At 47.4% G+C, this 12,987-nt stretch carries 9 protein-coding genes and 1 CRISPR repeat array; of the genes, 6 read left to right on the top strand and 3 right to left on the bottom strand.

Annotated features, from left to right (window positions below; all coding sequences use genetic code 11):
- Positions 1-260: 260 nt before the first annotated feature.
- The gene (locus tag QT984_RS00610; protein ID WP_333054293.1) at positions 261-515 is read right to left on the bottom strand and encodes a DUF6737 family protein; all 255 of its coding nucleotides are present in this window, start codon (positions 513-515) and stop codon (positions 261-263) included.
- A 52-nt stretch (positions 516-567) separates the two neighbouring features.
- Complete coding sequence (locus tag QT984_RS00605) at positions 568-1,170, bottom strand: Uma2 family endonuclease (RefSeq protein WP_333259489.1); 603 nt, start codon at positions 1,168-1,170, stop codon at positions 568-570.
- A gap of 247 nt (positions 1,171-1,417) precedes the next feature.
- Here QT984_RS00605 and QT984_RS00600 point away from each other — a divergent pair, with 247 nt between their 5' ends.
- The 6 genes from QT984_RS00600 (at position 1,418) to QT984_RS00575 (ending at position 8,558) form a co-directional block, all read left to right on the top strand.
- Positions 1,418-2,080, top strand: coding sequence for a VWA domain-containing protein (locus QT984_RS00600; protein WP_333054290.1), 663 nt, complete (start codon positions 1,418-1,420; stop codon positions 2,078-2,080).
- A 211-nt stretch (positions 2,081-2,291) separates the two neighbouring features.
- On the top strand, positions 2,292-3,077 hold the full coding sequence (locus QT984_RS00595) for a PP2C family serine/threonine-protein phosphatase (protein WP_333054289.1): 786 nt from the start codon (positions 2,292-2,294) through the stop codon (positions 3,075-3,077).
- A 191-nt stretch (positions 3,078-3,268) separates the two neighbouring features.
- A complete protein-coding gene (locus QT984_RS00590) occupies positions 3,269-3,961 on the top strand; it encodes a hypothetical protein (protein WP_333207914.1) in 693 nt (230 codons plus the stop codon).
- A gap of 350 nt (positions 3,962-4,311) precedes the next feature.
- Positions 4,312-5,319: a ribonuclease III domain-containing protein gene (locus QT984_RS00585; protein WP_333312929.1), complete on the top strand. Its 1,008-nt coding sequence runs from the start codon at positions 4,312-4,314 to the stop codon at positions 5,317-5,319.
- Between the two features lie 33 nt (positions 5,320-5,352).
- Positions 5,353-6,069 carry a Uma2 family endonuclease gene (locus QT984_RS00580; protein WP_333372763.1) on the top strand — a complete coding sequence of 239 codons (717 nt, stop codon included), beginning with the start codon at positions 5,353-5,355 and terminating at the stop codon, positions 6,067-6,069.
- 371 nt (positions 6,070-6,440) lie between these two features.
- On the top strand, positions 6,441-8,558 hold the full coding sequence (locus QT984_RS00575; RefSeq protein WP_333372760.1) for a DNA-binding protein: 2,118 nt from the start codon (positions 6,441-6,443) through the stop codon (positions 8,556-8,558).
- 277 nt (positions 8,559-8,835) lie between these two features.
- A CRISPR array of direct repeats spans positions 8,836-11,681; the repeat unit is 37 nt; unit sequence GCCGCAATTAACCAAACTCCCTATCAGGGATTGAAAC.
- A 51-nt stretch (positions 11,682-11,732) separates the two neighbouring features.
- On the opposite strand, the gene QT984_RS00570 is transcribed toward QT984_RS00575, so the two are convergent.
- Positions 11,733-12,833 (bottom strand): precorrin-8X methylmutase, encoded by a 1,101-nt coding sequence (locus QT984_RS00570; protein ID WP_333260731.1) that lies wholly within the window; start codon positions 12,831-12,833, stop codon positions 11,733-11,735.
- Between the last annotated feature and the right edge of the window lie 154 nt (positions 12,834-12,987).

Below are 12,987 nucleotides of genomic sequence, written 5' to 3'. Positions count from 1 at the left end.
GTGCAGGGCGCACTATTAGTGTCAACTGAAGCTTTTAGTCCGCCAGTCCTCCGGCTCACCCGGCAGTCCGCCAGGGAATGAATTCCCTGTCTGATAGCGAAAGTCCTCTCAAAGAGGACTGAAGAACTCATTAGTCTTCATAGCGAGGACTTTCGCTTTGAGGCTGTTGTTTCAAACCCTGCCGGACTGAGGGTTTAACGTTAAGTTCACACCAATGACCGCGCACCTTACCCTAAACATAAGGTGCGCGTCACCAAAACCTAATCTGCATCGGAATCCAAAACTCCGCTAGACAGCATCAACCTCGGCCAAACTAACAAGAAAAAGCCCATCCAAGCTAATAAAGGAATCGCGACTAAAACCGTTATCCAAACAGTTTTTAATAAAAACCAACTACCGCTAATCAGGCTAGTACCAGTTAAAAGAATCGACCAAGGCTGACACCACCAAGGTTTGTAACTCCAAGGACTAATAGCTTTTTGATTAGAAAGTTTATTATCAGAAATAGATTTCATATTTTTAGTAATTTTTTAGGGATAATAGTCTGGGTAGCTGGATTAACCGAAGTTAAACATTCATCACATCTTCTGCTGTCAGCGTTAATTCGGGAAAAGTCCGCGACACAATTCGTTCGCTGCCTTTAAACGCGCTTCTTTGATAATTGCCATCTGCATCCAAAAGGTGAACCAATACAGTTGGAATTTTGGGATTTCCCAGAAATTCCCTGCTGCCAATTGCTAAATAATCGACAATCCAATACTCAGGAATTCCGAGGCGCCGATATTCGTCCAATTTGTCTATATAATCGTCCTCCCAATTTGTTGATGTTACTTCCACTGCCAGTTGAATTGGTTCCCGCATTGCAGCATAAGCAGAACGGTTCGATCGCCACAAATCGCGATCGATGACGCTGACATCCGGTCTCCGCCCTTGTTCGATGCCGGCTTTACTTACAGTTCTGATAACGGCTGTAGTGTTGACTACATAATTCAAATTTAGTCGCCGGATTTCATCGTTGAAGCCAAATAACAGGAAATTAGCAACATCATCATGATTTCTTGTGGAATTCATCTCTACTATTTCTCCATTTACCAGTTCATAACGTCCATCTTCTGGACATTCTACAAGGAATTGGTCAAAGGTTAATTGCTGTGTGACTGTTGCAATCATAAGATTTATCCTTATTTTGCAGTAATACTATTAGCCTATATTACCACAGGCAGGAAGAATTTTGTTTTTTTGACGGCAGACATCCAATTCTAAAATCTAAAATATACAATCAAAAATCAAAAATCGATTCACGTAAATGGTAAAATACGATCGCCAGCGGGCAGATTGAGTTAAATATGTCACCTACTTGCTAGGGTAGAAAGTAACAAACCTAGAAATCGAGCCACTCCCAGGTCAACCCCGAACCATGAGACTAGACGAAGCCGTAGAATTTGCCGAAAACCCAGAGCCGCGCTGTCCCTGCGTCCTCCTGCTGGACACCTCCGGCTCCATGCAAGGCGCACCCATAGATGCCTTGAATGAGGGGCTGGAAATTTTTAGGAATGACCTAATTAAAGACGAACTAGCTAAAAAGCGAGTCGAAGTCGCGATTATTTCATTTGACAATCAAATCAAAATCGTGCAAGACTTCGTTACCGCCGACCAGTTCGAGACGCCACTGCTGACAGCTCAAGGACAAACCCACATGGGCGCCGGCATTCAGCTAGCATTAGATACCATTGCGGCCCGCAAATCGGAATACCGCAACAACGGCATTACCTACTACCGCCCGTGGGTATTTATGATTACTGACGGCGAACCTCAAGGTGAATCCGACGATGTTGTGGAAATAGCAGCACAGCGGATTAAAGAGGAAGAAATTAACAAGCGCGTGGCATTTTTTGCAGTCGGAGTGGAAGGTGCTAATATTCCTCGTCTCGCGCAAATTGTCGAGCGCACGCCTGTAAAATTGAGAGGATTAGACTTTAGAGAGATGTTCATCTGGCTGTCGGCTAGTATGCAGAGAGTTTCTCACTCAAAAATTGATGAACAAGTAGCACTGCCCCCACCCGGATGGGGAACTGTTTAGTTATTAGTCATTGGTCATTGGTCATTGGTCATTGGTCATTGGTCATTGGTCATTGGTCATTAGTATGTGACAAGCGGTAATGTGTGGTGTACATCGCCCTACCAAATTAGTAAAGTGTGGTGTGCATCGCCCTACCTAATTAGGGATAAATAAACCCGTCCAGACTTTGCATAGTTGTGAATTTACGAAGTTTTGAGTTAAAGAGTTATTAATGCAGAATTCATCCTTTAATTGGCAAGTTGTAGCGGCATCGGTGATAGGTACGAGCCACGAAAAACGATCGCAGCCTTGTCAAGATGCCCACTGCTGGCGTCTCTTGCCAAACGGTGTTTTAGCGGCAGCGGTTGCCGATGGTGCGGGCTCGGCAGCACTCGCAGAAGTTGGGGCAAAAATTGCTGTGGAAGCGGTTGTCGAAACGATTTGCCAGCAACAGGAAAGGCTGCCTCAAAATGACGATGAATGGCAGGTATTCTTGACAGCATCACTGCAAGTTGCGCGGGCGCAGGTGGAAGCAGAAGCGGCAGTGCGGGAAGTGGCTGCGAGAGATTTAGCCTGCACTTTAATTGCTGTTGTTGCTACGCCGGAATTAATCGCCGTTGCTCAAATCGGCGACGGTGCGGCGGTAGCAGGTGATAGTGCAGGAAATGCGATCGCCCTGACTGTACCCCCCTGCGGCGAATACATCAACGAAACTATCTTTTTGATTTCGCCGAATGCAATTGAAACAGCGCAATTTCAGGTACTTCGGGAAAAACTGCGGCACTTGGCGGTGTTTTCCGACGGCTTGCAAATGCTAGCCCTCAAAATCCCAGAAGGCACGCCGCACAAGCCGTTTTTTGCGCCTTTGTTTCGGTTTTCGGGCGAGTGGAAAGAAGAAGAAGATGCGAAACAGCAGTTAGAGTCATTTTTGCGATCGCCCCGCGTTTCCGAACGCACCGATGATGACTTAACATTATTGCTAGCAACTTTTTCGAGTTCGGAGGCACAGGACAATTAAAAATAAACATTTTGCCACAGCCAATACCCATCTGGGTGAATTGGCGTCGATCTGCGGTTAAAAATTTCCGATTCTGAATTTTGCAACAAGTCTAATGCGTTCAACCTCATCAGCGGTGAAAATTTGGCGCGGTTCTATAATAAAATCGAGGTGTCAACAATTCTGCTTTAGTCTGTACAGTAGGTCGTCGTTTGCAAGCACAAGAGATTAAGGATAAGCTCAACTCCCTAATTAGCGCCGCAGATCCAATAGATCCGAGTTTGGCGAGAAGATTGGATGAAATCAATCGCTGGGTGAAAGATGTTAAACCCGGTTCGCTAACTGCTAAAAAATTTGTGATGGCTTTTTTGCTGCAGCTTATCCGAGATTCTCAGGTTTGGCTGGCAGTTCAATCTCTACCTTCGGAAAGAGAACAGCAAGCCGCGTTTGAGTTAATGACGCCGGGGGAAAGGTATTGGTACAGCTATCTATTTCCTAAATGGCTGAGCGAAAACGATCGCAAATTTTACATCTGGAAACAAAAACTCAAGGCCGGCCAATTCGATCCGGGTGATGATATCGTGATTCGTGCGATCGCAGCCCGAATAGTCGATCGCCAAGGCACTGTTTTGTATCGATATGTTGCAGATCTTTCTATGGCAACCGATTCGATCGTTAGTAGCCGCCAACAGCAGCCCCTCTGCATTCAAGTCACAACTCTTTCGGATGAATTCTCTGAACAAAAATATCATAATTGGCAACAAACTCTTCAAGATTGGGGGATTGACAGAGGATTATTTTTAAGTTATGATAAAAACGATGCAAATTTCCTGAATCAGTTAGTTAATATAGCATTATATAATAGTGATAATTTGCCCGCAGGTCGTTACCTCAAGTTCCCGTAAATCAAGCATATCTGCTGCTGAGAATAGTTCGACTGCTCCAAACTCTGTGAAAAAAAATTTGACTAACTCACATATTGCACAATTTTCGAGAAGGGCAACAGCCTAGTCCCCAGACAGATTCTGGAAAAGGGAAAACAGAGCAAGATTTTTCCTCCCCTTTTCTGTCTCCGGGAGGGGTTTGCCAGACACAGGCAAGAGGTGCTTGATACGAAGGCTAAGCAATGGGAACATTTACCGCAGCAATCAATCGGGTGAAATAACTAGCAAGTCTGCCTAAATTGAATTGAGATTTGATTTAATTGCGGTGAAATTGTTGGAAATAAAATCTAATTACATCAAAATCAAATACTATGACAGTACAAGGTACACATACCGTTGAAAATAACTTGCAAAAAGTCTGGGAAGAACTGGAAGCAGCCAGAAAAATGCAGGATGAATGGATGAATTACGGGGTAGATTTTGTGGATTTGTATGTGGAAGACGCGGGCGGTGATTGGTTGGAAAAGTGGGGAAAATGTGAAGAAGAATTAGAGCTAATAAAAAATAAAAAGGTAGATATTGAAGCAGTCAAAGCAGCGATCGACCTTTCCAGCTTTCAGCAGACAAAACTGCTGGAAATTGCCTTAAATTGCCGTTCCTCTACCAGCTATTACTCCGATCGCCCGGAGGAGTCTCCCGCTTGGCAAGAGGTTAAGTACAAACGCCTGTCACTCCTAGGAGGAGCGATTTTCGGTGCTATTGTTACCGATTACCTCTACCGCGAATATCCCGAACTAGATCCCGATGCTATCTCAACCTTAAAAGCTCGTTTAGCAGAACCCAAAAAACTTGCGGATTTTGCACAAAATCTGAAATTCAACGAACTCAGTTGGCGCGTATGGAATGGGAGAGAAACAGAAGAAAGCGATCGCAATAGAGTTTTTTCGGAGACTTGTGAAGCTTTGTTTGGCGCGATTTACTTAGAATTCGATCGCGATTTTTTTCGTGCAGAAAACTGGCTGATTCAGCACTTGATTGAACCAAATGTTTGCCAGCATGGGGAGATAACTCAGCGGCGACAAACAGGGCCAGAAAACGAGGTGAAACGCCGGGAAATCCTGGGGGCGGATATTCTAGATGCGATCGCGATCGACTATTTGTACAACCGCTTTCCCGAACGCAACGCCAGCCAGCTAACTCGCTGGAAAAATATGTTAGTCGCCAAAGAGATTTTCCCCAAAGACTTTAAGGCAAAACTAGGCAGTCAGTACCTGGAGTTGAGAAGCAATTTCTCGCGTACCCGCGACTGGTTGGTGGATAACTTTATCCAAACCGCAGTTGACGAACTGGAAGAGGAAACAGGCGATCGACTGAAATAAAATCAAATTGTCAAAAAAATTGGGGAAACAGCAATGGTTACACAACTGCAATCTCCCGAAAAATCAAATATCATCTACCCCGACGATAACGGCGAACCGATGTCAAACAATACGGATCAGTTTCGATTAATTGTTTGGATTAAAGAAAACTTAGAATTGCTGTTTGCCGACGATCCAAATGTTTTTGTAGCAGGTGACTTGCTTTGGTATCCGGTGGAAGGCAATAACAAACTGTCTCAAGCACCAGATGTAATGGCAGTTTTTGGCATCCCCAAAGGATATCGAGGTTCCTATCAACAGTGGTATGAAAATGATATTGCGCCACAAGTCGCATTTGAAATTTGGTCGCGGGGAAATCGTCTGACTCCGATGATGCAAAAATTTCAATTTTACGAACGCTATGGTGTGGAAGAATACTATTTGTACGATCCCGAAAAATTGGAACTGATAGGATGGTTGCGGGCTGAGGGAAAATTAGAACCGATCGAACAAATTGATGGTTGGGTAAGTCCGAGACTGGGAGTGCGGTTTCAATTATCAGAAACAGGACTCGAAATGTTCGGGCCCTCTGGAGAACCGTTTAGAAGTTTTGTGGAACTCGATCGACAGATCCAGCAAGCTGAGGCGCGGGCCGAACAAGAACAGATCCGGGCCGAACAGGCAGAAATGCTGCTGGAACAAGAACGATCGCGATCGCAAGCTTTGGAAGCAAGACTCCGAGAAATGGGCATCGATCCCAATCAATTGTAAGCACAACTGCAAAATTGAACTATTGTGGAACAGGCCCTCCTAGCCTGTTGCTGAGTTTTCCAGGACGGGCTCTCCTGCCCAATCCCTACTCCCCACAATAAAATTGAACTATTGTGGAACAGGCCCTCTTAGCCTGTTGCTGAGTTTTCCAGGGCGGGCTCTCCTGCCCAATCCACAATAAAATAGAATTATCGTGGAACAGGCCCTCGTAGCCTGTTGCTGAATTTTCCAGGGCGGGCTCTCCTGCCCAACCCCTACTCCCCACAATAAAATAGAATTACGGATTTATCAGTGGGGTAGCTTTCTTTAATCTAAAATCCAAAATCTCAAATCTAAAATCGATTGATGCCCCCATACCCTAAGCGAATTCTATGCAGTTGCAGCGCCAATTTAGCGGACAACTGATTGCGATCGACACCAAAAACGCGATCGCCAGTGGGGGTGAAGGTCGCATCTACCCGATCGCCCAAGACTCGTCCCTTGTAGCAAAAATCTACCACAAACCGACAGACGAAGACGGCGACAAACTCACAGTCATGTTCAGTATGCCGCCGGATGCGCCGATCGCGGAACCCGGGCACGCTTCCATTGCTTGGCCGATCGATTTGCTGCATACTGTCGGCGGGCGCGAAAAAATCGTCGGTTTTGTGATGCCACGCGTCAACAAAGTGATGCCGGTACACACTTTCTACACTCCCAAAACCAGGCGCGAACAAAAACCGCTATTTAGCTATCTTTACCTCCACCGTACCGCCAGAAACCTCGCCTCGGCTGTAAATGCCCTCCACGTCAGGGGTTACGTCATCGGCGATGTAAACGAGTCGAACATTCTCGTGACGGATACGGCGCTGGTAACGCTGGTGGACACGGATTCGTTTCAAGTCCGCGATCCTTATACGGGTTACGTTTATCGGTGTCCCGTGGGGAAACCGGAGTTTACGCCGCCGGAGTTGCAGGGGCAGACTTTCCGCGATATCGATCGATCTCCAGAGCACGATTTGTTCGGTTTAGCGGTATTAATTTTTCAATTGCTGATGGAAGGTACGCATCCGTTTGCGGGAGTTTATCTCGGTAGCGATGAACCGCCGTCTTTGGAAGCGAGAATTCGATCGGGCCATTTCCCCACAGGTACGAAGCGGATTCCCTACCGCCCGATGCCCGCTGCGCCTCCTTTTGAGATGCTGCATCCCCGGCTGCGGCAACTGTTTATCCGCTGTTTTGAGGAAGGGCACGGCAATCCGGCGGCGCGCCCGGATGCGAAAACTTGGGTGAATGCGATTCGGGAAGCGGAAGATGCTTTGGTAACTTGCAGCAAAAACAGTCAGCATAAGTACGGAAATCATCTCAGTCGGTGTCCTTGGTGCGATCGGGCAAAACTCCTCAAAGGGCGCGATCCGTTTCCTTCGCGGCAAGCAATCAGCCACGGATTGCACTTGCAGCCCGCGAAAACCAAGCGTAAAAAGCCCCAACCACCGCCTGTCGTGCCCAAGCCCGCAGTGCGTCGGCAACAGCCCGCCACGGGCCTGTCGCGCCCCATGGGCCAGTACGCAGTGCCGTTGCTACCGATGCCAATGTCTTCTCGGAGTCGGACTCCTGCGCCTCAGCTTCCGGTGGGCAAGTTTGAGCGCATTTTTCAGGATGCTGCTTGGGGAGGTGTTTGGGGTAGTTTGTGTTTGGCGGCGATCGGGGGGATTTATTCGGCAATAGCTGAGGGCGGCAGTGCTATTTTGGGGGCGATTTTTGTTGGTTCGATTTGGGGCTGTTTTTTTGGGGTGATGTGGGGGGTTTTTACTTTGTCGCCGAATCAAATTTGGCGGAAGTGGGGCGGTGTTTTGGTGGGGGCGTCTTGGGGGGCTTTTTTGTTGGCGGCGATCGGCGGTGCGGTGTTTGGGGCGATTAATAGCACTCCGGGGATCGGGGAGAGGATTTTGGCTGGGGCGGGGGTTGGTGCTGTCTGGGGCTGTGTTTGGGCGAGTTTTCAGCCTCCTCTGGCGCTGCCGATGGGGAGGGTGTGGGGCCGACGGGGAGGGTATTTGGGGGCCGTCTGGGGTTCGTTTGTGGGGACTCTGGCTGGTGTTTTTTTGGGGGCTGGGCTGGTGGTTTGGCAGCAGTACGGTGTCCAGATGCGGCCGGTGAATGAGTTTGCGGGTTTGTTGCTGGGTGTGGCGATCGTGGCGGCTGGTGTCGGTTCTGTTGGAGGTGTGGTTTCTGGCGGTTTGTTGGGTTTTTGCGGGTTTGCGCCGAAGTTGCCGATTTCGTTTCAGCCTTCGGGTGTAAGTGGTGGGAGTTTGGGGGCGATTTGGGGCAGTTTTTTGGGGACTTTTGCGGGTGCTGTGTTGGGTGCGGGGGTGTCTGCGATGTTTCCGGCTGTTAGTGCTGGGGTGCCGGTGGAGTTGGGGCCTGTGGCGGGGGCGATCGTGGGGGCTGGTTTGGGGGCGATTTGGGGGGTGGTTTCGGGTACTGTTTGGGGGGCTTTGGGTAAGTGGTGATCGGTTGATGTCTGTTTTTGGGTGGAAAATGCGTCTATGAGTAGGTGTAAAAATCGAGGTGTTAAATTGGGGGGCTATAATGTAGATGCTGTAAGGGTTAGAGGCCCTTCAAGCAATAAAATGGTAGACGCAATCGCTGAAATCTATGCGGGACAAGGGTTTGAGGGCTGTCTGAAAAGTTGGGTATTGACAAGTCGAAGGCTGAAATGGTACTTTTGTTTTATGCAGACGCAAATGAACCTTGAAAACCAAATACAGCAAAGCCTCTGGAACGGGCGCCGCAATTAACCAAACTCCCTATCAGGGATTGAAACTTTGATTTGCTGCTCTCCCTTGAATCCTAAGTAATGCCGCAATTAACCAAACTCCCTATCAGGGATTGAAACTTGGCTAACTCATCCTCGCGCTTAATACGGGCGCCGCAATTAACCAAACTCCCTATCAGGGATTGAAACTCTTTGATTCAATCAACGCCTTCCACCGTCGCTTAATAGCCGCAATTAACCAAACTCCCTATCAGGGATTGAAACTTTGGTTTATCCAAGTTCTACGCCAAGAATTTTGAGCCGCAATTAACCAAACTCCCTATCAGGGATTGAAACAGCTTCGGCAAGACCTTGGAATACCTCCCCGAAAAGCGCCGCAATTAACCAAACTCCCTATCAGGGATTGAAACTTGCAATGAATGAACTGGAAAAACTTACCGCTTAGCCGCAATTAACCAAACTCCCTATCAGGGATTGAAACACAGATACGGTTACACATGAGCGAATACTAGCTCTGCCGCAATTAACCAAACTCCCTATCAGGGATTGAAACAAAGGCTCGGCTCCAATACTAACAATCGGATAAAGCCGCAATTAACCAAACTCCCTATCAGGGATTGAAACAAAAGTATGAAATCCGTCTGATACCTCGCCAACTTCGGCCGCAATTAACCAAACTCCCTATCAGGGATTGAAACCCAGTAAACTAACTTACTGGATAGCCTAATAAGACTTGCCGCAATTAACCAAACTCCCTATCAGGGATTGAAACCTAACTAAATCTGTTTCAGCATCTTCTCTTAATCCGTGCGAGCCGCAATTAACCAAACTCCCTATCAGGGATTGAAACAATAAATGCGTCGAACTTCCCGACTGCAAGCCAGTCGGCCGCAATTAACCAAACTCCCTATCAGGGATTGAAACCCAGTTGGAGCATTATTGGAAGTTGTGTAAGTCGTGCCGCAATTAACCAAACTCCCTATCAGGGATTGAAACGATTTGCGTATCCTGCACTCATCCCAAAATATTGAAGCGCCGCAATTAACCAAACTCCCTATCAGGGATTGAAACCCGCGACTCTTCGCCCAGCGGCTGCTTGAGCTCTGGCCGCAATTAACCAAACTCCCTATCAGGGATTGAAACGCGACCAGGACATATTTACCTTGTTAATGCGGTCGGTACAGGCCGCAATTAACCAAACTCCCTATCAGGGATTGAAACTACTTGGCTTACAGAGAATGACTCTTTCCGCTACGGCCGCAATTAACCAAACTCCCTATCAGGGATTGAAACGAAAGTCCGACGATGAGCGGGACGATCGCCGACGACGGCAAAGCCGCAATTAACCAAACTCCCTATCAGGGATTGAAACCCAGTTAAAGGTAATCCCGTAGCGTTAGTGAGTACCGCAGCAGGCCGCAATTAACCAAACTCCCTATCAGGGATTGAAACCAACAAGCTTTTGCTGGAGTTAATCAAACTGATTGCCGCAATTAACCAAACTCCCTATCAGGGATTGAAACTGGGGAAATCAAGCTAACAATTTTTGTCTTTGGACTTTGGCCGCAATTAACCAAACTCCCTATCAGGGATTGAAACGAGGAAGTTGCGGTTGCGCTTAATGAAATCCAGTCGGCTGCCGCAATTAACCAAACTCCCTATCAGGGATTGAAACTCACCGGGATACAAAGGAAGACCTGCTATATCGTAAGCCGAGCCGCAATTAACCAAACTCCCTATCAGGGATTGAAACGCCTAAGTAATTATTCCAAATTACTTTATAAGTCCCATCTGCCGCAATTAACCAAACTCCCTATCAGGGATTGAAACACAACATGAATTTTACCCGCAGCGACGGGCGAAAAGCCGCAATTAACCAAACTCCCTATCAGGGATTGAAACAGACGGCAGAGGAGAAGGAACAGGAAAATAATTTACTCGCCGCAATTAACCAAACTCCCTATCAGGGATTGAAACCGTCAATAGGAAATTGTACGGTAGCAAACATTTCTGGCCGCAATTAACCAAACTCCCTATCAGGGATTGAAACTCGGCTTGGCGGGGAATCTGGACAAAGGAACCGTCCGCCAGAGCCGCAATTAACCAAACTCCCTATCAGGGATTGAAACTTGGCTACTCTGAATTGTTGCATCATGATAAGATTCGCCGCAATTAACCAAACTCCCTATCAGGGATTGAAACTTGACCTGTGAAGGCTACACCTTTTGGCATTATGCCGCAATTAACCAAACTCCCTATCAGGGATTGAAACCCTTAAATGAGTTGGCTAGAGCTTCTCAGTTTTCTAGCCGCAATTAACCAAACTCCCTATCAGGGATTGAAACCTAAGACTAAAAGCAAGAACCTCTAGTAGCGCTAGCCGCAATTAACCAAACTCCCTATCAGGGATTGAAACTTTTAGAATTTCGGGGGGTTTCCGCACCACATCCACGCCGCAATTAACCAAACTCCCTATCAGGGATTGAAACTTAATTCCTCTACCGTATAGTAGCCTGCGACGCGGCGGGTTTGCCGCAATTAACCAAACTCCCTATCAGGGATTGAAACCTATTTCTTCCCATAAGTGGTAACTCTCTAACCCGCCGCAATTAACCAAACTCCCTATCAGGGATTGAAACGATTTGTCGTTCGTTTCCTTCGCCGAATCCTTTCCGCCGCAATTAACCAAACTCCCTATCAGGGATTGAAACCAAACGTAAAGGCTTTTTTCCCTTTAGTTAATTTTGACGCCGCAATTAACCAAACTCCCTATCAGGGATTGAAACTTATAATTTCATCTAGTAACTGTCCCATTGTTACGCCGCAATTAACCAAACTCCCTATCAGGGATTAAAACCTCTGAAAGAGCAAAATACAAATTAAGTCACAACCAACCTAAATCCCATCTTTACTTAAGATGACAGTGACAATTCGGCTTTTCAATCAAAGACTCAACCAAAGCATTCAAAGCAACCGCCGCCAACAATCCGCCGCCAAAAGTTCCCACAGTCGTAATATAAGCAACGCCCGATCGCACTAACCGCCGTTTCGCCACCGGAGAATGACTAAAACCGATCGGCATTCCAACTACCAAAGCCGGTTGCAATTGCCCACACTCGATCGCCTCGCAAACCGCCATCAGCACAGACGGCGCATATCCTATCACCAATATACATCCTTTTTCCAGTTTCAACAACTTATCAAACCACTCACGCTGCTGCCAGAATTCCTGTTCCGCTTCCGCCGCAGCATTGATGTGCGGATCATCAATTAAAGTTGCAATACTTGTTCCCAAATGCGCCAATCTTGTCCCATCCAAAGCCGCAAAAACAGGCGGCACATCAGCCACAATTTGACACTGATTTTTCAAAGCATCCCGCGCCGATTTAATCGCCGTTTCGCTCAACTTCACAAACGGCAGCAGCGAACAATCTCCGCAAGCTAACACCAGTTTAGAAAGCAAGTCTACCTCAATTTCCGAGCGATCGGCCAAATCCGGCAACAAAAGCTGCAACGACTCCCCAAAATCCTCCGGGTGAGTGTGCGCCCCCGCATCCCAACCCTCCCAAAATTGTTCCAACTCATCCCACCCCCCCTCAGTTTCCGCCTGCAACAGCCTTAATTGCGCCAATGCGTCCGCTTGCACCGCTTGACAGGAAATATCCCGTCCCAGCAATCCTTCCAGCGCCGAAGCCGTTTCTCTGAGGCGAACAATTTGCTGAATAACCGACAGATATTGCCGTTGCAGAGTCGCCATCAGCGCGTCAGGCGAAGCATCCGCATCAGTTTCTAACAGTTTGCGGATGTGAGACAGTTGAAAGCCTTGCTGCTTGAGTGCCACTATTCTTTGCAGCCTTTGCACATCGCTGCGGGTATACAATCTATAGTTAGAAGTCGATCGTACCGCCGGAGATAGCAGCCCCAAAGCGTGATAGTGTCGCACCATCCGAGGGGTAATTGTGCCTTTTACCGCTTCTGTAAGTTGTTTGATTGTCAGGTATTGTTGCATGGGATTTTGGGAATTTTGGGATTGTATATTTGATTCTCGAATTCACCCAGAGTCCGCTGGGGAATCAATTCCCACGCATTCACCCAGAGTCCGCCGGGGAATGAATTCCCCGCCTCATAGCAGAAGTCGGTTAAAACCGACTAAAACATTAAAT

The organism is Microcoleus sp. Z1_B2 (assembly GCF_036700325.1).
Lineage (GTDB): Bacteria > Cyanobacteriota > Cyanobacteriia > Cyanobacteriales > Microcoleaceae > Microcoleus.
Note: the sequence above shows the minus strand (reverse complement) of the source record. Positions and strands in the feature narration are given on the sequence as shown.

Excerpts from the sequence above, each read along its gene's own strand:
- QT984_RS00575 (WP_333372760.1), top strand. The coding sequence starts at position 6,441 with ATGCAGTTGCAGCGCCAATTTAGCGGACAACTGATTGCGATCGACACC.
- QT984_RS00580 (WP_333372763.1), top strand. The coding sequence starts at position 5,353 with ATGGTTACACAACTGCAATCTCCCGAAAAATCAAATATCATCTACCCC.
- QT984_RS00610 (WP_333054293.1), bottom strand. The coding sequence starts at position 515 with ATGAAATCTATTTCTGATAATAAACTTTCTAATCAAAAAGCTATTAGT.
- QT984_RS00585 (WP_333312929.1), top strand. The coding sequence starts at position 4,312 with ATGACAGTACAAGGTACACATACCGTTGAAAATAACTTGCAAAAAGTC.
- QT984_RS00600 (WP_333054290.1), top strand. The coding sequence starts at position 1,418 with ATGAGACTAGACGAAGCCGTAGAATTTGCCGAAAACCCAGAGCCGCGC.
- QT984_RS00595 (WP_333054289.1), top strand. The coding sequence starts at position 2,292 with ATGCAGAATTCATCCTTTAATTGGCAAGTTGTAGCGGCATCGGTGATA.
- QT984_RS00605 (WP_333259489.1), bottom strand. The coding sequence starts at position 1,170 with ATGATTGCAACAGTCACACAGCAATTAACCTTTGACCAATTCCTTGTA.
- QT984_RS00570 (WP_333260731.1), bottom strand. The coding sequence starts at position 12,833 with ATGCAACAATACCTGACAATCAAACAACTTACAGAAGCGGTAAAAGGC.